General features: G+C 59.5%; 14 protein-coding genes and 6 tRNA genes. 8 read left to right on the top strand and 12 right to left on the bottom strand.

Annotation, left to right across the window (positions count from 1 at the left end):
• Positions 1 to 85 precede the first annotated feature (85 nt).
• Positions 86 to 1,471: a GH1 family beta-glucosidase gene (locus I7X09_RS00315; protein ID WP_200315019.1), complete on the top strand. Its 1,386-nt coding sequence runs from the start codon at positions 86 to 88 to the stop codon at positions 1,469 to 1,471.
• Positions 1,472 to 1,646: 175 nt separating this feature from the next.
• Positions 1,647 to 2,126, top strand: coding sequence for an alpha-isopropylmalate synthase regulatory domain-containing protein (locus I7X09_RS00310; RefSeq protein WP_200315017.1), 480 nt, complete (start codon positions 1,647 to 1,649; stop codon positions 2,124 to 2,126).
• 148 nt (positions 2,127 to 2,274) lie between these two features.
• On the opposite strand, the gene I7X09_RS00305 is transcribed toward I7X09_RS00310, so the two are convergent.
• The 5 genes from I7X09_RS00305 to I7X09_RS00285 all read right to left on the bottom strand — a co-directional run bounded on the left by I7X09_RS00305 (position 2,275) and on the right by I7X09_RS00285 (position 2,778).
• Positions 2,275 to 2,349, bottom strand: a tRNA-Val gene (locus tag I7X09_RS00305).
• Positions 2,350 to 2,365: 16 nt separating this feature from the next.
• A tRNA-Gly gene (locus I7X09_RS00300) sits at positions 2,366 to 2,441 on the bottom strand.
• Between the two features lie 92 nt (positions 2,442 to 2,533).
• A tRNA-Val gene (locus I7X09_RS00295) sits at positions 2,534 to 2,608 on the bottom strand.
• A gap of 1 nt (position 2,609) precedes the next feature.
• Positions 2,610 to 2,680, bottom strand: a tRNA-Cys gene (locus tag I7X09_RS00290).
• Between the two features lie 25 nt (positions 2,681 to 2,705).
• A tRNA-Gly gene (locus I7X09_RS00285) sits at positions 2,706 to 2,778 on the bottom strand.
• A 293-nt stretch (positions 2,779 to 3,071) separates the two neighbouring features.
• On the opposite strand from I7X09_RS00285, the gene I7X09_RS00280 reads away from it, so the two are divergent.
• From I7X09_RS00280 to I7X09_RS00260, 5 genes are all read left to right on the top strand, one after another.
• Positions 3,072 to 3,143, top strand: a tRNA-Val gene (locus I7X09_RS00280).
• 273 nt (positions 3,144 to 3,416) lie between these two features.
• Positions 3,417 to 3,656 (top strand): helix-turn-helix domain-containing protein, encoded by a 240-nt coding sequence (locus I7X09_RS00275; protein WP_200315015.1) that lies wholly within the window; start codon positions 3,417 to 3,419, stop codon positions 3,654 to 3,656.
• Between the two features lie 758 nt (positions 3,657 to 4,414).
• On the top strand, positions 4,415 to 4,684 hold the full coding sequence (locus tag I7X09_RS00270; protein WP_200315013.1) for an LppP/LprE family lipoprotein: 270 nt from the start codon (positions 4,415 to 4,417) through the stop codon (positions 4,682 to 4,684).
• Positions 4,685 to 4,959: 275 nt separating this feature from the next.
• A complete protein-coding gene (locus tag I7X09_RS00265) occupies positions 4,960 to 5,460 on the top strand; it encodes a hypothetical protein (RefSeq protein ID WP_200315011.1) in 501 nt (166 codons plus the stop codon).
• 53 nt (positions 5,461 to 5,513) lie between these two features.
• On the top strand, positions 5,514 to 6,476 hold the full coding sequence (locus I7X09_RS00260; protein WP_200315009.1) for a hypothetical protein: 963 nt from the start codon (positions 5,514 to 5,516) through the stop codon (positions 6,474 to 6,476).
• Between the two features lie 428 nt (positions 6,477 to 6,904).
• On the opposite strand, the gene I7X09_RS00255 is transcribed toward I7X09_RS00260, so the two are convergent.
• The 7 genes from I7X09_RS00255 to I7X09_RS00225 all read right to left on the bottom strand — a co-directional run bounded on the left by I7X09_RS00255 (position 6,905) and on the right by I7X09_RS00225 (position 20,784).
• Entirely contained in the window at positions 6,905 to 7,891 is a 987-nt protein-coding gene (locus tag I7X09_RS00255; protein WP_200315007.1) for a 5'-nucleotidase, read from the bottom strand.
• Positions 7,892 to 7,958: 67 nt separating this feature from the next.
• Positions 7,959 to 11,477, bottom strand: a complete 3,519-nt coding sequence (locus tag I7X09_RS00250; RefSeq protein WP_234036987.1) for a helicase-related protein — start codon at positions 11,475 to 11,477, stop codon at positions 7,959 to 7,961.
• Between the two features lie 83 nt (positions 11,478 to 11,560).
• Positions 11,561 to 14,707, bottom strand: coding sequence for an Eco57I restriction-modification methylase domain-containing protein (locus tag I7X09_RS00245; RefSeq protein ID WP_200315003.1), 3,147 nt, complete (start codon positions 14,705 to 14,707; stop codon positions 11,561 to 11,563).
• Positions 14,708 to 15,935: 1,228 nt separating this feature from the next.
• Complete coding sequence (locus I7X09_RS00240) at positions 15,936 to 16,949, bottom strand: ImmA/IrrE family metallo-endopeptidase (protein ID WP_234036757.1); 1,014 nt, start codon at positions 16,947 to 16,949, stop codon at positions 15,936 to 15,938.
• A 95-nt stretch (positions 16,950 to 17,044) separates the two neighbouring features.
• The gene (locus I7X09_RS00235) at positions 17,045 to 17,731 is read right to left on the bottom strand and encodes a hypothetical protein (RefSeq protein WP_200314999.1); all 687 of its coding nucleotides are present in this window, start codon (positions 17,729 to 17,731) and stop codon (positions 17,045 to 17,047) included.
• A gap of 293 nt (positions 17,732 to 18,024) precedes the next feature.
• Positions 18,025 to 19,230, bottom strand: coding sequence for a sigma-70 family RNA polymerase sigma factor (locus tag I7X09_RS00230; RefSeq protein ID WP_200314997.1), 1,206 nt, complete (start codon positions 19,228 to 19,230; stop codon positions 18,025 to 18,027).
• A gap of 390 nt (positions 19,231 to 19,620) precedes the next feature.
• Entirely contained in the window at positions 19,621 to 20,784 is a 1,164-nt protein-coding gene (locus tag I7X09_RS00225; RefSeq protein ID WP_200314995.1) for a tyrosine-type recombinase/integrase, read from the bottom strand.
• Between the two features lie 328 nt (positions 20,785 to 21,112).
• On the opposite strand from I7X09_RS00225, the gene I7X09_RS00220 reads away from it, so the two are divergent.
• The gene (locus tag I7X09_RS00220) at positions 21,113 to 21,565 is read left to right on the top strand and encodes a TIGR02611 family protein (protein WP_442800583.1); all 453 of its coding nucleotides are present in this window, start codon (positions 21,113 to 21,115) and stop codon (positions 21,563 to 21,565) included.
• Positions 21,566 to 21,642 lie beyond the last annotated feature (77 nt).

Genomic DNA, 21,642 nt, shown 5'->3' with positions numbered 1-21,642 from the left:
AGGCCGAACGGTACTGGATCTTGATACTGGTCGAGTGTCCAACAAACCTGCGTGTTTTGCACGGTTCTTTGATTAACTGACCGACATGACTCGGCAGCCGACACCAGAATTTCCGTCTTCTTTCGTCTGGGGAACCGCAACTGCGGCCTATCAAATCGAAGGAGCTGTGGCCGAAGACGGTCGCGGGCCGTCGATCTGGGACGAGTTCTGTGACCGTCCCGGTGTTGTCGTCGGGGGCGACACCGGGACGGTCGCTGCCGATCATTATCACCGCTGGGAATCGGACATCGAACTGATGGAACAGCTCGGGCTCGACGCCTATCGGCTGTCCCTGTCGTGGTCGCGAATTCTGCCCACCGGATCGGGGGCAGTGAACGCGAAAGGGCTCGACTTCTACGACCGACTCGTCGATCGACTGTGTGCGGTGGGAATTACCCCCGCTGTGACGCTTTTTCACTGGGATCTGCCCCTCGCATTGCAGGAGCAGGGCGGCTGGATGAACCGCGACACCTCGTATCGACTGGGGGAGTACGCGCAGGTAGTCGGTGAGCGACTGTCGGATCGAGTCGGAATGTGGATGCCGCTCAACGAACCGGTGGTGCACACGCTCTACGGACATGCCTTGGGAGTTCACGCCCCCGGACTCGCTCTGGGGTTCGAGGCTTTCCAAGCCGCACATCATCAACTGCTCGGGCACGGCCTCGCTGTCGAAGCGCTTCGGGCAACCGGATGCACGAACATCGGAATCGCCTCGAACCATGCGCCGGTGCGGGCCGCTTCGGATTCCCCGGAAGACGTGATGGCTGCCGACATCTACGACCACGTCGTCAATTGGATGTTCGCCGACCCGGTTCTGGTCGGGAAATACCCCGCCGACGAATTCGCTCAGCTGCTCAGCGGTCCGGTCGACGAGGACTTGAAGATCATCGGGGCGCCGCTCGACTGGTACGGGATCAACTACTACGAGCCGACGATGATTGCCGCTCCGGTGGAAGGCCAGGGGACCGAAGGTGTGCTCGAAGTCGACCTGCCGCCGGGCCTGCCCTTTGCCCCCGTCGCGATTACCGGTTATCCCACAACAGATTTCGGTTGGCCGATCGTTCCTGAGGGACTAGGTGAGATATTGCGGACGTTCCAAGCACGCTTCGGTGACGCACTGCCGCCGATCTACATCACGGAAAGCGGGTGTTCGTTCCACGATGCTCCGGATGCCGCAGGAGTTGTCGAGGACGAAGCACGAATCGACTACCACGATGCGCACCTTCGCGCCCTCCGATCGGCCATCGACGACGGTGTCGATGTACGCGGCTATTTCGTGTGGTCGCTTCTCGACAATTTCGAATGGGCTGCGGGGTACAAAGAGCGTTTCGGCCTGGTACACGTCGATTTCGACACCCAGAAGCGCACACCGAAGGCCTCGTTCGAGTGGTATCGCGCTCTGATCGCCGAGCACAAAGCGGCTCAGGTCTGACCTGCAGCGGAGGCGGTCTGAGTTGCTTTATGGAACCAGGCCGCCTAGCCTCGTCTCTCATGAAGCGAATTCTTGTAGTAAGCCGCCGTAGCGGGGTCTGAATCGGACCGACCCCTCGCTGCGGGTCGTCTTGCTACCAGTTGGTCCTCCACTTCATTCCAGGAAGACCACGATCATGACTTACAACTTCGCTTTCGCTTCTGATTCTTCTTCTATCGCTGCTGATCCCTTCGCGGCGCGTCACGGAAGATCCCTGCCCGCTGGCCTGCGTGCCGAATGCTCAGCGATGTCGTGGACCGAGTTCGAGTCCACGTATGCGGCTATGAGCGGCCCGATCCGTCTGGGTGCGTGGTCCTCCGAGAAGATTGCACCGGGTCGTTGGACCTTCGAAGCGACACTCGGGCTGGGGGAGCGCATCCAGAAGGCGTCCGCCACCTCGACCGGCGCGATCTCGGCCATGACGTCGATGCTGCACGACGCGGGAATCTCGCTCGAGATCCTGTCTTTCCATCAGCACCAGATCGGCCACCGCACTGCGACGTTCATCTTCACCGAGTGCGACGGCAGTCGGAGCTGGGCGATGGGTATCGCGGAGTCGTCGACGGAGTCCTCGCTGCGCGCGATGACTTCGGCAGCGAACCGCTTCTCTCACTGAGCAGTGACAACAATCTGATCAGCTACATCAACCGCGGTACTGACACGGAGCGCCCGAGGGGCCCTGCGTCAGTACTGCGGCCCCGTATGTTTGGCGCTCGAACGCAGAAAGCCGGAACCCTGAGGTTCCGGCTTTCTGCATTCTCAAATGGTGCGCGATACTGGGATTGAACCAGTGACCTCTTCCGTGTCAGGGAAGCGCTCTCCCGCTGAGCTAATCGCGCGGGTTCTGGAGAAAAATGGAGCGGACGACGGGATTCGAACCCGCGACCCCAACCTTGGCAAGGTTGTGCGCTACCAGCTGCGCCACGTCCGCATGAGCAATGAACTCCGTTACCGGAACTCAGTACTTTTCTAACTTATCAGACCTGCAAGCAGGTCTTGACCATCAGGCCCGAGGGCCTGACGTGGTGCGCGATACTGGGATTGAACCAGTGACCTCTTCCGTGTCAGGGAAGCGCTCTCCCGCTGAGCTAATCGCGCGAGGTGGAGACGGGAATCGAACCCGTGTGCACGGCTTTGCAGGCCGTTGCCTCACCACTCGGCCACTCCACCGTAAAAGGTTGAGTCACACCTCTCGAGCGGACGACGGGATTCGAACCCGCGACCCCAACCTTGGCAAGGTTGTGCGCTACCAGCTGCGCCACGTCCGCATCGCACCGTGTTGCTTGGGGAGCTGCTTGCTCTCCTCGGTGCGTTGGAAACATTAGCCGACCGTGTCGGATACACACAAATCACCAGCTCAGTGGCGTGTTCGACGTCGAATCGACCCGTCGCGGGCGTTGCAACAGTCCGACTTGGCGATGAATACGGCCTGAAATCGGCTCGAATTCGTGGATTTCGGGGTCACCTCGGGCAAAACGAATGCCAACCTGGTGATTCGTATTCGCCGCGCAGCCGTGTTAATGTTCCAACTCGTTCGAGCGCATGCGTTCGGATGACTTACGGTCCCGTGGCTCAGTGGGAGAGCGTCCGCTTCACACGCGGAAGGTCGCTGGTTCGATCCCAGCCGGGACCACCCGAAGAACCCCCTGGCAACAGGGGGTTTTCTTCGTTTTGCGGAGGGTTAAGCGTGGGGCCGTGGGCCCTACGTGGGCCCTAGCAGTTTACGGCGCTGTCTGGTAGGCCCTGTGGCACGCCGTGTCGTGGCGGGCGACTGCAATGGCGTGGCATGTAGGCTTGGAGCTAGACAAGAGAAGCCTCGGGGTCGTCTGAGATACCCCCGATACTTAGCCGGGTAAGACGCCACTGCGCGCGGGAGCCGGACAGAAATATCTGTCCTGGAGTCTCCTTGTCCACTCGAACTTTTGCATCGACACCCGATCCGTACGCCGACTTACGGGCGTTCAGCGTGCCTGAGGTGGCCGAACGCCTACAGCTGAGCCAGCGCGCCATCTGGCGCTTGCTTGCCGACGGCCACCTCAAAACTCTTTTCGCCCGCAAGCCGGGCGTTCCGGTACGCATTCCGGCCGAAAGCTTGCGGGCACTTCTGGCCAACGGCCACCGTGACGGTATCGGTGGCGATGCCTGATGTCGCACGCATAAAACCCGCCAGCAGCGCTGACGGGGCCTCGAAGAAAACTGAGTAGCTTGGGACAACGATAACTACGGTGGCCGCTTACGGCTGTCTCTGCGAGTCCCTCGCGGACGCGGGCCATATCGACAGGCTCGCCGTATCCGTGTCGGCCGGCACGCTGAACCGGCTAGAGCGCGGAGATGTCGCTGCCACCCGCGACAAGGCTAATGGCGCGTGAGTAGGCGGTCCGGCTACAGCCCAATGTCGAGCCCATCGACATCGGGCTCACCACGGTCTCCGGCACTGCTGACCCACCGCTGGGTCCCGACCTCGACGGCCCGCTACTCGAGGTCGGCTGCGTGTTCTTCCTAGCAGTGGGGCGTGGGTAAGACCTGGGTGTGTCTGCGGCGTGCCAGGACGCGGCGAAGGCTGCCAGATGGCCTCCAGTGTTGCTGTGTACCTATTCCTGGACGCAATGGTGTCGGCAAAGCCGTATGCACGCCTGCGGATGCTTGGGAGGCCCGACGGCGCCATCCGTCAGCGAGCAGTGAGCATCATGGACCCGGATGCACGGGGTGGTGAGCGCCCAAGAGCACGTTTGAGGCGCTGAGCGGCATCCTGCGGGGCCTTGGAGTCATTGCGAATGAACAGGAGAGCAAGCTGCGGGGTGAATCCCACCCCGTCGCTCCGAGCATCGGGTCGGGGGAGAGCACCGCCGACACATCGTCGCTGGACCCTGCGCGGCACTGAGTTTCGCAACGACCACGGTCGCAATGGCCACCAATTCCAGCCCGGTTGCCATTCCGCTCCTCCACGACGGTGCATTCGTGGGTCCGGCATCGACGTGCTACGTCACCATCTCCGCCGTCGAAGCTGCAGGCGAGAACACAGTCGCGGTGACATACCGCTATCCCGAACTCGGTGACAGCAATCCCGGTATGACCGGCCGGGCGAACTACACCCTCACCTGGGATAGCGGGAAGGTCAGCAAAGTTGGCACCATGCCTGCCCATCTCCCCGAGTCGATGGTTTGCACTCTGTAGACCAGGCGGACAGGCACGACCTCATGTCGTGGGCTCGACGTAAGTTTCATTCGAACGAAAAACCGGGGGAAATCATCATGCTTCGCAACAGCTCACGCAGGTACCTGGCGACAGCCGCCGCGATCGCGGCGTTCGCCGGCCTTCTCGCAGGATGCTCATCCGATACCACCGGCAGCGCATCACCCACTTCCGAGACCAGGTTCTCAACGACACAGGTACCGATCACCGCCGGAACCGGCACAAGCACAAGTGCATCTAGCCCTACCTCATCTTCGGTGACATCGACACCTCTCGTTCTCAGTCCCACCCAGCTCGCCGACATGTCGGACCTGACCGAGGTCTCTGCCCTGCCGTACACCGGGAATGGGCTTGGTACTCATTTCAGTGCGCTCGACAGCACCGTCGGCTGCAATTTCACTCCAACGCAGGGCACTTGCTACGTGGTCGATCCGCCGGAATGGCGCAGCGGAGACTGGTGCGCGGTCAACCGCAACGACCTGGTCTCTGATTCCAACCTCATCGGTTGGGGCAACCCTCCCGCCCCGTACACCCAGGCGCCGGCACACTGTGCGCGGCAAGGCACAAGCGGTGTCGGTCCGGACTATGCCGCCTCCTCCGCGGTCTTCGAATACGGCACGAAGATGACGATCCTGCTCTCCATTGCAGATAAAACGTCGGTCACCTGTGGTTCCCGGCCGAGTAGGCTGACCTGTCTCCTCGAACCTGGAGCAAGACACGGTTTCCACATCTCCTCGACCGATTACCTCACCTGGTGAGCTGGACTCGAGCTGTCGCAAACACTGTCGACGGCAATACCTACACTGGCCTCATGTTTGCGAAGCTACGCAGAAACCGTTACGTCGTCAGTTCATCTCGATCGGGAACGGCCACACACGTTCTCGACACTACCGACCTCGGTAAGGCGCAGGTCGCAGCTCAGCAAGCCCGGACGAATGTTGATCCGAGTGAACGCGTCCGCATCACGCGCTACCTGCGTGATCAAGAGTTGGCGTTCGAGGAATTCTCACCACTGGATCCGAGTCACCTCAACGACGCTGAGGTAGGAAGCGAAATCGTCCTCGACCTTCTCGGTCAAGGGGCCGGGATGATCTTTCCATCGGGGCGACATGGTTGGACGATCTCGTTGTCGAATCCGTTGACACCGCCGCATCTGCAGACCGAAACCTTCGCGCCACCCAAGCTGAGCGATCGAGTTCACGACACGCATCAACTTGCTCGGAATCGGATACTGCAGTTCTGGTCGGAGTCCCTCGATTCGCGGATTCCCGCCGCCGAACAGGTAGCCCACGCCGAAGCCGACTTCCAGCGTGTGATCGATACCGTGCACGAGACCGTCTGCACACTCGCCGCCGATACTGCGCTCACCGACGCGGCAACCTTTGCGCGGACAGCGATACTGTTCGGCACCAAAGACGGTGCCGTCCTTGAAGAATCGTTGATGCCAACGCATGTCGTGGACTCTCGCAATCTGTCCGAGTACATGAGTGCGGTGGCGGCCGGCGAACATTACTCGCATCTCACCGCGATTCGCGGTGGTATTCAACGCGTCCTGCCGAACGGTGCAGCCGACGATGCGAGTGAGTACCCTGCCAACCCGACACTCGTCTTCATCTCGGTCGGGCCAGGGAGAACTGTTGGTCACATCGCTCACCTTCGGGAACATTCAGGTCACCTTGCTGTCGGCAAGCTGATCCCCGTCGACCTCGACGACACGCAGCTGACCGGGGCGATGGACGCGGCCACCCTCGCCGCGCTCGAACGTCACTTCTGAACCTCGACTCGGCCGGGGTGTGCTGACAGTAGCGGCTGTTCTCCAGCTCACCGACATAAAGCTTGATTGAATCCAACACCAGGAAATAGATCGACCGCCACGGGCGAGGAACCCGAGATGTCGAGGGTCATGCGTCAAACGCGTTGTGCGCAAGATCACAGAGGGGGAAGACCATGTCTGAAATTCCGCGCCCGGGGTTTCGGCATGCCGTCACGGAGGGTCAGGATGGCACCGACGACGATGTCACATCTTTGCATGCCTCGGAATCGTTCTTGACCTGTTGAGACCAAGTTCGTTTTACGAGGAGGATTTACAACTACGACGATGGCGTGTCGGTCGTAGTAAATCCACGCTGCCGGAGGCATAGTCTCGGCACCAGATTGCCGTTCGATAGCACTCCGTGGAAGGCCCGTCTCCTCCCGTAACCCTCACGAAGAGACCTCCACTGCTTCATTCTTGCTCTCTGACTGCTGCTGTCGAGATACGTCTGTATTGGTGATCCCGAAAGGAACATGTACACACGGGGTGACCTTGGACGCTGGTAGAAGATGCTTGGTCTGGTCGTCGAAGAAGATGTGCGGTTTGAGGATCTCAAGGACTTTTGCCTTCGATACCCCGCCGAGAAAGAAGGCATCATTTACGGTGACGCCCCAGCTTTTGAGGCTACGGACTGCACGTTCGTGCGAAGGGGCGTTTCGTGCGGTGACGATCGCGACATGTACCCGAATCCGATACGCAGGGTCGGCCAAGCGGCGCTTTTCTTCAACTTTCTGGATGCGGTTTACAGCGGCGAGTAAGTCCCGCAAGGGACCTGGCTTCAATGGTTCGGAAACTTTCTCGACCTCATTGAGGTGGAAGTCATCCAATCCGCTTTGCTGCATCACGCGTTCAGATTCGTCCGAGGCAAGTACGCCGTCGAAGTCGAATGCAATTCGCAGATCGGCGTTGTTATCAGCATCTTCCACTGCATCTCCGAGCACCAGCCGAGCTGGGTGGCCTGCTGCGACGGCTTGACGGACATCTTCCTCGTTTCCGGAAAGGAATAAGGACATGTTGAACGCTGGCATGAACTTGTGTGGTGAACGCCCTTGACGAAAGACTGCTCGAGTGATGGAAAGACCATGATGCTGGATCGAGCGCATCACTCGTAACCCCGTGTCAGGATCGTTACGGGATAGGACGATCACTTCGACGAACGGTGAATCATCCTCTGGGGCGCGGTCATTGAGAGACAGAAGTCGCTTGATGAACGCGAAGGCCGCCCCAGGACGAAGCGGATCGTCGAGATGCTCCTCCTGGAACTTCCGATACCCTTCCTCGCCTTCCCGAAGGAATACGTCATGCGATTCCTTGAGGTCGAACAATGCGCTGGACGCAACACCAATGACCAGCTGATCATCCAGACTGACCGACATATCCGCACCACCTGTCTCTGGCCTCAGCAATGTTGCAAGCGAATCCCATGACGAAATAGTCCATGCGCTATTCCTTTACCGCTTCGATAGGGAACTCCGGCTGGACTGCCATCCACGCGATGAGATGAATATCGCTCGACTCGATGGCGAACCGTTTCGGTTTGTTCTCCGGCGCGGATAGTCCGAGTTCATCGACTAGTTCGATGAGCCTGTCCGTCTGGTTCTGATCAGTCAGGTTTTCGTCGTGCATGACGGACCGGACGACGCTGGTGACACGGGAGGCTTGTCCACGGGAATAGACTTTCATCGCCAGGTCCACGTCATCGCGGTTGCGGTGTTCACCGTGCTGTGACAGGTGTTTAACGGCTTCGCGGATGGTCGGCGGGACCGGACCGGATTGGCCGGTGGTGTCGAGGCTGTCGTTCCACATGTCAGCAATGTCTTGCTGTGCGACGGCCCATGCCTTGTACGCGAGCTCACGCCACGACTCCGGTAGCACCGCAGGCGTGTGTGGACTCGAAGGGCGGGCGACGGTAAGAGCAGAGAGGGTGTCGCGAATGACATCGACGGGTGTGCCGTCGATGTTGGGTCGTCCTCCTTGCTCTGCGACACCCGATTCGAGCAGATCTTCCGCGGACAGTTCTTCTACTGGGACCTGGAGTTCCCCTTCTTCCGGATGCGGCAGGAGGGCTGGTGGTAGCGCGATGAACCGGTACGCGGGTTCGCCGTCCCTGTCGAGGATCCGAGCGCAGAAGACAAAGCCTGCTGCCCGATCCGAGGCGGTGAAACCGGATCCGATCCCCCAAGGCAGCGCTTCGAGGCGGTTAGCGAGGGAGTCGTCGTCGATGGCCGTGCGGAGCGTCGCGCGGAACTCTTCGCCGGAGATGAGCCCTCCGCTGGTCCCGAGGAAGAGTGCGTTGTCGCCGTCTGCGATGGCGGTGATCTGGTCACGTCGGGCGTTAAATACGACGTCGTCGCCGGCTGCGATACCCGGGAGGACTTGTCCGGTGCCGATGGATTTCGCGGCCTTCGCAAGTTTGCGGTGCAGAATTGCTTCCAGTTTCAGCAGTCGATCTAGCGCCTGGTCGGGGAAGAAACACCACAGGTACACGTACGGGTGGTCGCTGCCGATTCGGTCCACGCGGCCATGCCGTTGCACCAGTCGCATCGGGTTCCATGGCAGGTCGTAGTTGACGATGTTGCGGGCCTGCTGAAGGTTCACGCCTTCGGCGAGAACATCTGTGGCGAAGAGTAGGTCGTACCGGTCTGTGGCGGTCGGGTTGCCGTCACGGTCTTGGGGGCCACCGGTTTTGGGGGCGAACCCCTCTACCGCTTGTTCCTGGTTGACGGTTCCTGCTCCGGCGCCGTGCCCCACGGTCTTCCTCATGCTTCCAGTCACGAATGCGAACCGGTCTTTGTATGCGGCCAGTCGGGAGTCGTTCAGGATCTGATTGATGTTGTCCTGCAAATAGTGAATGGTGTCGGCGAAGTAGGAGAAGACGACAATCTTGAGGTCGTCGCGGTCGCGAGACTTCTTCTCGGCCGGGTCGATGTCGAGCAGGGAAGCTGCGCGTAAACCGGCGTCGCGGTCCGCCTCGGCGACCACCTTCACCAGGGTTTCGGTCAGTGCCGCCAACTTCGGATCGGCGCCCGGCTTGATGCTGTCCTCGACAGTGGTCGCCATCTTCCCAAGTAGAAGAATATCGTTGCGGATGTCTGCAGCCAATGGGGCGGCGCGGTAGTCGCCGACAGGTTCGTAGTCTGCTGTTTGGCGCCACTCATCAAGGGTTGCAGGGTCATCCAGGTCGATGCGCATCCATTCCCGTAAGGAGTCGCCCGATGCCACGAGTTGTTCTTGTTCGATCAGATCGACGACCCCGCCCAGGGTTTCGGCCATCTTGCGACACGTCGAAATGAAGGCGTATCCTGATGACTCAAATCTCTTGAGTAGACCGGAACGCAACAGTCCCGCAACCTGCACTTCGTACGGCCTGTAGTTTTTGTCGTACCGATACCTCGACGGTGTGTAGCCGGCGAGCGTGAGCCTGTTCCCGTCGATGCTGGCCAGGCCTTCGTCGGGGATCTCACCGGCGTAAAACGGGTCTGGTTCGTTCTCGTCCCGGTCAGCACCGAGTGCGTGAGCGAACGTGTCGAAGAAACCTTCCAATACGGTTGTGAGGTCGTAGTCGACGCGGCGCACCTTCGGTTCGGGGAATACCAACGTCGCGCCGGTCTTGTCGATTTTCTGACCGACGTAATGGTTGCGGACGAATCGGCGGGTGCGCCGGACCGCGACGGCATCGAGGATGTCGAACAGATGCTCTGGAGACAGGTCGTCTGGGTTCATTTTGTCGGCGGCTTTGAAGTGCCCGGCCAGGCTCGGGATGCCGATCTCTGCGAACTCGTCATCGTGCACGATGAAGTACGACAACAGGCTGTGTAGGTCCCCGAGCGCGTTGTTGACCGGGGTTGCGGTAAGGAGCACTACCCGTTTACGTGGGTTGCCCTTCAAGATCCCGACCAGCTGCTTGGCGCGGCGGGTGTCGGTGTTGCGGACCGTGTGCGCCTCGTCGAGTAGCACCAGAGCGAATTCGTCCGGGTCACGGCCGGCAGGTAGTCCGTAGGTGGGGTTGTCGTCCTGGTCGACCTTCATCAGGTCGTCATAGGAGACGACGTCGACCCATCCGCCCAGATTGTTGACATCGACGTACGGTTTCCACACGGAATCCCGGATGATCTTAGGGGCGACGATCAGAACTCGCTGTCGGGCTCGTACCGTGTCCTTGACCAGCGCGCCGCCGACGTATGTTTTGCCCAGCCCGACCTCATCGGCGATCAGGACGCCGGTGTGCTTTTCCAGGATGCGCCGTGCCCTGCCGACGCCGTCCTTCTGGAAGGGCAGCAAATCCCGCATCGATGGGTCCGCCGCAAGAGATTGCTCGTCCCCCTCGATCTGGCTGCCGTAGGACTCCCACAGCATCCGTAGGAAGACGATCCACGGCTCATCCGGGATCACCTGCTGCGCGTAAAATCCGGCCAGATCGAACGTGTCTGCCTCGGCCCACAGTTCGTCAAACCAGTCTCTGACCGCGACGATCGTCGACTGGTTGTACTGGCCCAAGTTCAGTTCCCGGTTCTTCGCCAGCCCTGCATATGTGAAGTTGCTGGACCCGGCGATCACCCCCAGCGCGGGGTTGTCGATCAGATACGCCTTGCCGTGCAGGAACTCCTTTGTGTACCTGCGGACCTCAACCTTGCCCGCTCGGAGCCAAGAGATCATGTCCTCGACCTGTGAGCGCGCTAGAGAGGTGAAGTCGCCGAGGTTGCGTTCGAGTGCGAGGGCGTTCTGCTGTGCGTTCAGCGCTTCAGCAAGGTTCGCTTCCGCGGCACGACGCCGCGGGGTGGTTCCGGGACGAAGCACTACAGGGTTCGTGTCGCGCTGCGGTTCGGCGCCCAACATCAGTCGTACTTTTCCGACTTGCTTCAACTCGTCCGAAAGTAATTGCCACCCACCTACATTGAAGTAAGCGGATGCGATCGCCACAGACCGGTCCTGTGACTCATTCGGGAGTGTGAACTCCAGCATTTCGTTCACCGCGTCGGCCACCGACACCGGCTGCGTCGGATCGTTCGTTGCGAAGTCGGGTCGACCCTCCCACCTCCACGATGTCATTGGGTGCCTCCCGCTTCGTATGCCGAAAGCGATGCCACCAAGTCAGCTCGATGCCGAGCTGGCACGGCAGCGGCGGTTATCTTGAAGTCCGACAACAAGACCTGCACGTCCTCACTTGTCATGCCAATTCCTCTGATCGCCAACGCATCGAGCCGAACTCTTGGGTCGCCGTTTACCACAACATTTGGAGCAACCGCGGAAAGTGAGATGCCCTCTGCAACGCGCGTTGTTCCTCCGGCGATCAGAAGATCACGAGTGCATGCAGCGGCCTCCTCGATCTGATCCGTACTCCACTGCGGGAGAACCAGGCCGTTGATTATGCGTGCGCCTACGTGACGATCGACGAATCTGCGTGACCACCAGTCCGCCACAATCGAGTTCATATACCCGAGCAGCGCGAGGATCGGAGCGATCTCTGTCCCTGTCGGATGCTTGACTCCATGGGCATATCCCGTGCTGAACAGATAGCCAGCTTCTGGCAGTGCGGTGGCGATGAGTGTGCGACTGTCATCGTTCCGGCTCGGGAACCGGTACGTAATCATCGGGTGTGAGCTATCTAGTCGTGCTACGCCTTCAGAGGTCACGATCCCGCGGCCGAGCGGTTCAAGTTCAAACGGATCGATCTGTTTGTCGTACGGGTCGTTGGTGATCGTGAATGCATCGACGTGTCTGGTCTTGAGTATCAACCAATTGCCATCTTCCAGGGGAGTCGGCAGTGCGTAATCGCTGTGAGCTCCGCTTCCGCTGAAATCCCACCTGCCAGAATCGCTTGTCCCGGTGATCCATCCATCTCCGCTACTCAGCTTCGGATGTGAGCGCATGAGATTGAATGGGCGAGAATCGGCAGGTGTGTTGAACCACGGCAGTACGTGGGTGTCCGAAAGTTCCGAAACTTCTGAGCTCGTGAGGTCGATACCGACTTCCCACCGTCTATCGAATGCTGCGCGTGATGTCAGCCCGGGAAGGATCGTGACGCCGCCATCATTCGAAGTCCGTGACATCAGAACAACCGCGGTGCTGTGATGAACATTCTCGAACAGCCAACCTCCTGCATTCCTGCATTCCGCGGCGACTACGCGACCATTGGAAACTAACTGCGCCCTCAGCTTCGACCAACCGGACAGGAGCATGGCAGCCTGCGGAAGTACGACCCCGATCGTACCGTCGACTCGAACCAGCCGAACAAACCTCTCGCAGAACATCTTTGCGAAATCGAAATGCCCTCCACCCAGTAAGGTGTAACCGTTCGATGCAATCGCTTGGATGGTCTCCCGGAGGTCTTGTTCCCTTCGCTCGTCCTCGGCGTCCTCGGGCTTGTTGTCGCGGAGGAAGCTGATGCGCTTGTTTCGCCCTGGCGTACTGAGCGCGTTGAGGCCTGGATCTCGAGTCACCCAAAACTGTTGAGGCTCATGGCGAACCTTGTCCCAGGGGGGATTTCCGAGGAGACAATCGAATCCAGGACTCTCGCGGCGGAACACCTCAGGAAATTGAACCGGCATGTGCGCGGCATGAAGCGAGGCTGCGATCCTGCGTGCCCTGGGAAGATCAGGGTGCGCGATGATCGCGATCTCGAGAGTCTCAGCATTCAGCGCCGTGAATAGCCCCGGATTTGCGGTCAACAGGACCCTGTCCGGATGCGGGACCGACTTCTTTTTCGTCTTTTTCGGCTGCCCGAACCCTGGGTCGACAACGACCTCAATGCTCTCGTTGCCGAGGTGCCGGGTTGCTCGCTCAGCAGTGATGAGGTCGCACAGCGCCGAAAGTGGCGCGAGTGCTGCCAGGAGGTCGGATTGGACCTTGCCAGCGTGGGCGACATCGCCCACGCTGGCGTCGGCCAAGGACCCGAGTGCGGCGAGATGGGCGCTTGAACGGTCCATGAATTCGAGTAGCGCGTCGTCGAGAGTGCTCGATTGGATTGCGTGTCCCTTCTTCAGTTCGCGTTTTTCTGCTTCCGTGAGCGCTTCACTAATTTCGGCCAGTGTGCCAACACCGGTGAGGCTGTTACCCCAGATCAGACCGTGGTTGAGAAATGAAAGTGGTAGACCCGGTACAAATGTGTGGATCCAGAGCCCGAGTCGGGCCAACTCGACCGCAATCTCGTTTATGTCGAGGCCGTAAATGCAACGGCGGGCGATCTGGCGACGCAGCAGCACTCCATCGTCGATCCCGGATTCAGCCGGATCGAGTCCGAGCTGCTTTGCTGCGACAGTACGGAGGGTGTGGAGCTCGACGGCAACCTCCGGCAGTGGGTTTTCGATAAGGAACGCTGAGAATCGAGCTTCGATGCGGTCGACAGCGGCGACCAGAAAGTGCGCTGAGCCCATCGCGAGGTCGGCGACGCGGAAGTCGAATAACGCCTCGGCCGCGGATTTGGTTGCGCCTGCCGTGAGGAGACCCGCAATGCGGTCGAGGTGGGTGTCTAGTGCCGGCTCCAATGCCGTATCAAGGAGATGTTCGACTGCGAAAGGCTTAGTGAAGTAGGAGCCTGTTGCTTTGCGGGATCCGCTACGAGAGTGAAAATACACTTCGCCCGCCGACACGACTGCCCTGTTGCCGCTCTGGGCAGGGACATAGGTGTCGTTCTCGTCGAGGGTGAGGTCGGCTTCTGCGATGCCGAGACCGGATTCGAGGAGTCCTTCGTAGATGGTGCCGAATTCGCGAACTGATAGCGACCGGAAGTCGACTGCGCCGAGGGTGCCATCGCGGGTGTCGTCGATGAGGAGACCGCGCAGGACGGGCCCGATCGTGCTGTTTGTTAGCTCTAGTTCATAGGTCGATGCGCCGGCAGGGTTCTTGACCTTGTCGTGAGTGAAGAGTCCCCCGTTGTACGCAGGGACACCCCAACCGTGCAGGTCACCAGTGTCGATAACCTTCCATACCTGGGTCAGATCATCCCAGAGAGTGGTCGAGTTTTTGTCGAACAGCTGTTCTGGGTCGGTGAGGATATCCAACGCGAGCGTCTTGAGCGCATTGCGCGTGTATCGATCACTGACCTCGTAGGGCAGCAGTTTCCTGTCCTCGGCGTACGCGACGAACAGCAGGCGGAATAGGATGATCATCGACTGGTGGTATGCCTCGTCAAGGGCAGACTTCTGTTCATCCTGCGGCAGATCAGCAACACCGAGCTTGGCCGCGACGGCCACAGCGAGCGGCGGGATGACGTCGCTGTAGATGCGATCGCGAAGCCGTTCAGAGAGTCCGGCAGCAAACCGGACCGAGTCGCTGAGCAACTGCGTGATCGTGCCTTTGTCCCGAAGAGAGTCCGGAGAAAGCAACAGTGTCAGGAAGCCTGCCTGGCCGGCAGTGAGAAACGACAGGTCCAGTTCGACGAAGGTCTGTGTCTGCCCCTTGCGGCCGACACCCACGTCCGGATCGACCGGATACAGGCGGATAACCGAACCACCGAGTACGACCAGCCAATCCAGGTGCTCTCGTCGAGCGAGAGCGAGCCCATGACTTACGGCATTGCTGCCATGTAATCGACCAAGCGGATTATCGAAGGACTCCCCATCGGCAAGCAGTACCGCAGCTGCACTGCGTACCGATCCGCTCGTATCGCGCAGTACGCGACCTTCCGGCACGGGTTCCACCGTGTAACCGAGACCGTTCAGAAGGCCCTCGCCTCGCTTGGCGAGCAGAGGTTTCGCCGATTCGCACAGACCTATCCAGGCGGCGGTTTGTGGTTGTTGTTCGAGCACGTGCGAGGCGAACAGGCCTTCGTTCCTGACCCCAGAGGCGACCCCGGCGGCGAGGGTACCCAGCCGGCGACGGACCTCGCTGTGGAGTGCACTGAGACTGGACATCTCCAACGCATCCCGAACTAGTTGATCAGCTAGTTCGGGTGCGAGGCCCATCACTGGTACCGCGTCATCATCGAGGCCGAGCAAGGCGACCAGCGGGACTTTCTGGGCTTCGTAGGTGACCGTGACCAATACCGGGTTGACCCCGCCATGTGACCTGTCCCGCCACATGAATTGGAGATCGGACTTCGTCGGAATCGACGGAGCAGATGCGAGGATGACTGCGAGGTTAGTCTCCACACTCCCGCGCAGAACCTTTGTCGCGATGATCGGTCCGGACTTACGTTCCCACTTCAACCAGTCGTCCCACTCTGGCACCAAGTTGTTGGCGTTACCGTCCGCGCTGGCGATTGGCATCTGTGTAGTTCCTCATTCTCTGCGGGTCATGCTGGCGTGGAGTTGGCTGCTGCGCTGGTTCCCCAGAATGAGCCTGGTCTGCGATGGCAGAACGGTTAGGTAGTTAGTTGATCGGTTTGGGTCACGACGTCTCCCACAATCACGGATAGGCAGTTGGAGATCCGCGGGCCGGTCATTGAAGTTCGCTGATGAGGCGCTCTTGGTTTGCTCGTTGTCACTCTCGAACCAGCGTCAGTGCTGCCATTGACCGGTTTCCTCCTCCTTGGCTTTCGCCGGGGAGGGGGGTTACGGTTAGCCCGAACAGATAGCTGGCAAGCTCTTCCGGGGGGAGTCCGAGCTGTTTCGCGATCTCCTTGTGAGACATGCCACGGTTACGAAGCACATTCATAACCTTGCTGAGCAGCTGAGAAGACTCTCGGACCATGTCAGATCCTGGCTCGCTGCGACGAAAGCCTCGTTTGCTGAGATCGACACAGACGGATCGATATCCCCACTCGGACAATAGGTTCAACCCGTTCAATCGGTGCGCAAGCGCCATTGCAGATACACGCCACTTCCGCTTGGCTCGAATGATTTGGTCGGCGTTCGCACCATACAAGTTGGCCGCCAAAATGCTGTCCTTCGGCATGAGGAAAGAGCTCGCGAACTGGTTCGCTTCCGATTCGACTTCCCTGCCTTGCGGATGAACGTGTTCACCGTGCAACACCAGATGACCAAGTTCGTGGGCCGCATCAAATCGCAGACGTTCCGCGGTTTTGCTTGTATCGAGGAACACATAAGGAGTGCCATCGCGATAGAAACTGAATGCGTCCACATTTCGGTAGTCCGGCGCCAAGCTCAGTACCCGGATGCCGTGCATCTCGAGTGTCGGTACCAGCTGAGCAATAGGCTTGGCACCCAGACCCCATTGTGCGCGCACACCTTCGGCCGCAGTCTCTGGATCCAAACCGGTAAGAATCGGCACGCCATTTCCTGGCAGCTTGAATCGGGTCTCAATCCACTGCATAAATTCGACGCCAAGTCGGCCTGCCGCGGTTGCGCTTCCACGTTCACCCGCGGTCATCTTGCTTAATGCACGAAAACTCACCGACCCATCAGGCAGTGGGTCGATCTCGTCCGCGTGAAAGAAGCTCGGGAGCACACCGAGTGTGCGCGCCAGTGCGTCCTGTTGCTCTGGGCTCGGCTCGACGTCGCCGCATTCCCACCTCTGAAGTGTCTTTGATGCCACGTCGACCTGTTGGGCCAACTTGGTTCGAGGGAGTCCCCGTCGCCGGCGCGCGAATTCGAGCCGCGACGGTAGGAACTCGGACTTGACGTGTGCGGTCACAATTCCTCGACGGGAACGTCTGGGATGGGGGAGTCTTCCTCGTCGTCGATCTCGGAGTTCGGATTTGTCGGAATGGGTGGGAGGAGAATGCGGTCGTTGTCGTTCCATCCCCGTGGATACCCGGTGTTGTCCTGCCATGTTGGCGCACTGAGCTCCAGCCGGATCTCGGACTCGGTTGGGTAGTACATCAAGTACCACAAGTCCCATTCGTCCCGGTCGCCCTTCTTGGGGAACCAGTTGAAGCCAGAAGGATCGACCGACTCGAGCCCACTTGGAGGGGTAGCGCGAGCGTTCGAGAACGCGGCCGAACCCTTCGGCCATCCGGTCGTCAAGCTGCCTGTCAGTCCGTGAAGGCCCGTAGACGCATTACCCTTCGAAAACACGATCGCAATTCCGCGATCGCGTTGGACGGTGCGAGCGACGTTGTCCGCCTCGGCAATTGACCACCCTTTGGGCAGCAACAGCGAGCGGAGCGATTGAACGCCGGTGTCGTACATACTTCTTCCGCTTGCACCCTTGGGCGCGAGCGGACTGACATTGGCAGCCGACTGCAGCGCAGGGAAAATGACTTGATTGTGGATCTCGGCCACAGAGAGATCGAACTGTGCGAGACGGGCGTCGGATTCCGGCAGTCCAGCAAGCCGTAGGGCCTCCATTTGGCTACCTTCCTTCAGGGTGTCCACTTACCGTACCTCATTTGAGGTAGTAAATATGGACATCGGTGGTATGTCGAACGCCGTAGCACGAGCGATCAGCCGATCACTCCGAGTTTGATTGCCAACTGGTTTGGGCTCTACATCGTCGGCGCCACCGAAGGGATGGCCCCAGAAAAGCGATTGCACGGTGTGAATGAGGTTAGAAGTGCCTCGCAAAGTGTCTAGTGAGGTACCCGACTTGCGCATAAGAGCCTTTCTGGGGTTGGGCACCGGAATCGTTGATGTGGTCGACGTATTGCTCTGTATGCGCGCTGGACTCTTCACTCGCCGAAGAACTTTTCTGCTGTCTTCCTAATGTCGGTCAGACGCTTCGAAATCGGGCTGTGGTTGGCATAGCCGAGACGCTCGGCGATCTCCTTTTGCTTGGTCCATCCACTGTTGAGCAGGATGACGACCTGGCGCTGCTGCTCATCGAGCAGAGCGAGGAAATCATTGGTCACCATGTTGCCGAGCACCTCACTCTCGGGTCCTTGCACCGGAATCGTGTCGGTCAGCTCGACGAACCGAACCGATACTTTCGCGCGCTTGTTGTAAAGCTTGCGTTCGAAATCCTCGCGTGCGTAGGACCACCGATCTGAGAAATCGTCTTCGAGTCGGTTCGAACGGACGGCATCGAGAATTTCGCGCAATCGACCTGTCGAATCGCCTTCATTCACAGTCTGTTTGAGTACGTCAGCAGCTTCCCGCTCACCGCACCAGATGTCCCCGCCCATGCGTGGATTCCCAGTGACCGCGCCTTCGAGGAATCCGCCGTCTATCAACGGGACTGGTCCTGGAAGTACGCCTTTGTCGACTTCAGGAAACTCGCGCAGAATGCCCTGGATGATAGAAGTGACCGGAGGTACCCAGAAATCGAGATTATGGGCAAGAAGCCGGATCGGATCATCCTCCGAGAAGGCACGCAACCCGGATCCAGAGTTCAGGTGTGGCCAAACCTCCCACGCCCACGCACGGGATAAGCGCCGCTCAAAGTCATGGGGTAGGTACTTGTCGATATTCGCCCGTTCGATAAGGAACGGCCACTGTCCCATTCGGAGAAGTGGGAGTCCGAAATGCTCGAGAGTCCGTCTCGATAGAAGGTGCAGGAGCGGCGCGTACTCGAAGTATCGGGTTGCAGTACGGGGCACCAAGAGCAGATTGACATCGCCAAGTTCGGCGAGTTCACCCAACTTGCCTGGAAGCTCGTCGGAGTCGAAGAACCGGCGGCGGAACTGAGCAGACTCCCACAACATGTTCCAGCGGCTGACCGCGACGTCCAGTTCCACTGAGCTGGATTTCATCGGGATTGTGACGTATTCCGGGGTTTCCGGCTGTTCCGGTCTGATGATGCCGTTGTAGATGAATCCGGCTGACATATTCGAGATCCGGGGATAGGTACCAACAGTCGTCTCATCTGCAGGTATGAACAGCTCTTCACGCTGCCAAGCCTCGATCTCAGCTGCGGTCGGCTCACGGTCTTCGGTCACGTCTTGATCCAATGTGTCGTCGCAAATTTGTTTCATACTTACACCACGACAAGAGTCGTCCGATTCGTTCTCAATTCGGCTCGGCTATTGTTGGTCCGCGTTCACGCTGGTCGATAGGGAGTTGAACCTTGCCAGCGTAATGAGCACTGGTGGCGAGCCAGTATTACTGTCACCCGAACTGTGTGTCGAAATTAGATCGGTTTACGAGGCTCGAGCGACCACCGCATTTACGCAAGTTGATCACAGGTTGGAGCTGTCGATAACCCGAGTCGAAATTCTACGTCGGATTGCACGTGCGGCATAGTGTTTTCGACAATTCATGATCGGTCATCTGGGCACGATCCTCCATTGCTTTTGTCTTGAGAACCCCATACGGGGTGGTGGCCGGTGTCACCGGCGCGAAGCGCGCCTGGCGAGCTCGTCGTCACGGGTACCGGCATGTTGATAGCGCATTGCGGCTTTCACGCTGCTGTGTCCCAGCCGCGCCATAGTTTCGGCCACCGTTGCGCCGGTTTGCGCGTAGCGAGTTCCCGCATAGTGGCGCAGCGAGTGAAACGCCAAGTCGGAGCGGCCTGCTGCTGCCCGAGCCTTTCGCCAGTGGTTATTCACTGTGCTTTGTGACACATAACCACCGCTACGGTCTGTCCACAGCAGTGCGCCCGGTTTCACGGATTCGACGTGGGCGGCCACGATCCGGGCGTCGTGGCCGAAAATTGCGATGATTCGTCGCCCTGCGGCGCTCTTCGGAGGTCCGGCTACCTTGGCGATGCCATTGCCTTCGACGATGCTGCGCACGACAGCGATCCGCACCGCATCCACATCGCCGTCGCCATCGCGCTCAACGGCCACATCGTCGCTAGTCAGGCCGATGACTTCGCCGAATCGTAGGCCGCCGGCGGCGGCGATGATCACGAATGGTTTGTACTTCGGCACGATCTTTTCGATGACGATGTCCAGTTCGACCTCGGTCGGCGGCGTTGTGGACTTCCCCGTGGTAGTCAGCGAGCCACCCTTGATTTTGCACGGGTTTGCGCTGATCAGGCCGTCTTCTACGGCTGTTTTCAATATCGACTTCATTAAGTCGTAGGCCCTCGCGGTGGCTGTGGCCTTGCCGGATGCGAGTAGTTCAGATCGCCACTCGCGCACTGCATCGGCACGTATTTCGTTGATAGGTGTTGCCGCCCAATGGAATAGCGATCCGGTTGTGCCAAGCATCCGCTCGTATTCCTTGCGGGTGCGGGGGCGTAGCGGCTCACCCTTGCTATTGGTCCTGGTGGCGACCCATTTCTCGGCGTACACACCGAACGCGACAGCTTTACGTGCCTTCTCGGCCTTGGTGGCTTGCTGTGCCACGGCAGCGTCATCTGGGTGTACCCAGGTGCCCCCGGCGATTGCGTCCTGCTGCGTGTTCAGCCAGGTCTGTGCAGCGCCCTTGGTGCTAAACGTGCTGGGTGCCGGGATGCGCTCCGTGCTCCCCGGAGTGGGGTCGGGGTGGCGGGCTCGGTACCGGCCTGACGGCAACTTTTCAATGCGTCCGAATACTTTTCTGGCCATTCAGCTGTTTTCCTTGATTTCGTGGGCCCTACGTGGGCCCTAGAGTGTCAGAAGTTGGCATATCTTGGCACGGCGTGGCACTCCGTGGTGCCTCTGACCATATAGTTAGCTGCTCCGAGCAGATATATCACATCTGGTTCGATCCCAGCCGGGACCACAGAAAAATACTGAAGGCGTTCCCGATTATCGGGGACGCCTTCAGTCGTTTGAGAGCACAGCTGTTCGAGGGCCCGGTTGTTTCGGCATGCAGACCGTCGTCGCAGGTCGCCGGGCGATGATTTCGGTAGCCTGGTCGAAGAGACATTTCGCGACCGAAAAGGTGACTGACTTGAGTACCGAAAAGGTCGATTCTTCCGTCGACGATTCAGACCTGTCCGTCTTTCAAGAGGCAGAGTCCCGTTGGGAGCGGTGGCGTGCTGGAATCGCCGCGCGGCCCACACTCAATCTTGCGTACCGCATCGGCGTCGGAGTCGTGGGCGCGATCGTGTTCGCCGCCGGCATCGTGGCTATTCCGTACCCGGGGCCCGGTTGGCTCATCGTCTTCGCCGGCCTCGGCATCCTGGCGTCGGAGTTCGCGTGGGCACATCGACTCCTTCATTTCGCGAAGGCTCGATACGACCGGTTCATGGAATGGTTCGGCAAGCAGTCGTTGTTCGTCAAAGGATTGGGCGTTCTGTTCACCACAGTGATCGTCCTGGCGACTTTGTGGGTGCTCGGCACCTTCGGCCTGATCGGGACACGGGTGGGCCTGGACTACTCGTGGCTCGAATCGCCACTGTGAGCTGAACGAGGCCGGTTTCCTTCACTCGGTTGTCTCGACATGTCGGTAGGGCCGATAACATGATCGTGCGCGTGCTC

Origin of the sequence: Rhodococcus sp. P-2 (genome assembly GCF_016598535.1) — a bacterium.
GTDB lineage: Bacteria > Actinomycetota > Actinomycetes > Mycobacteriales > Mycobacteriaceae > Rhodococcus_F > Rhodococcus_F baikonurensis.
This window is presented reverse-complemented; position numbering and strand designations above follow the sequence as displayed.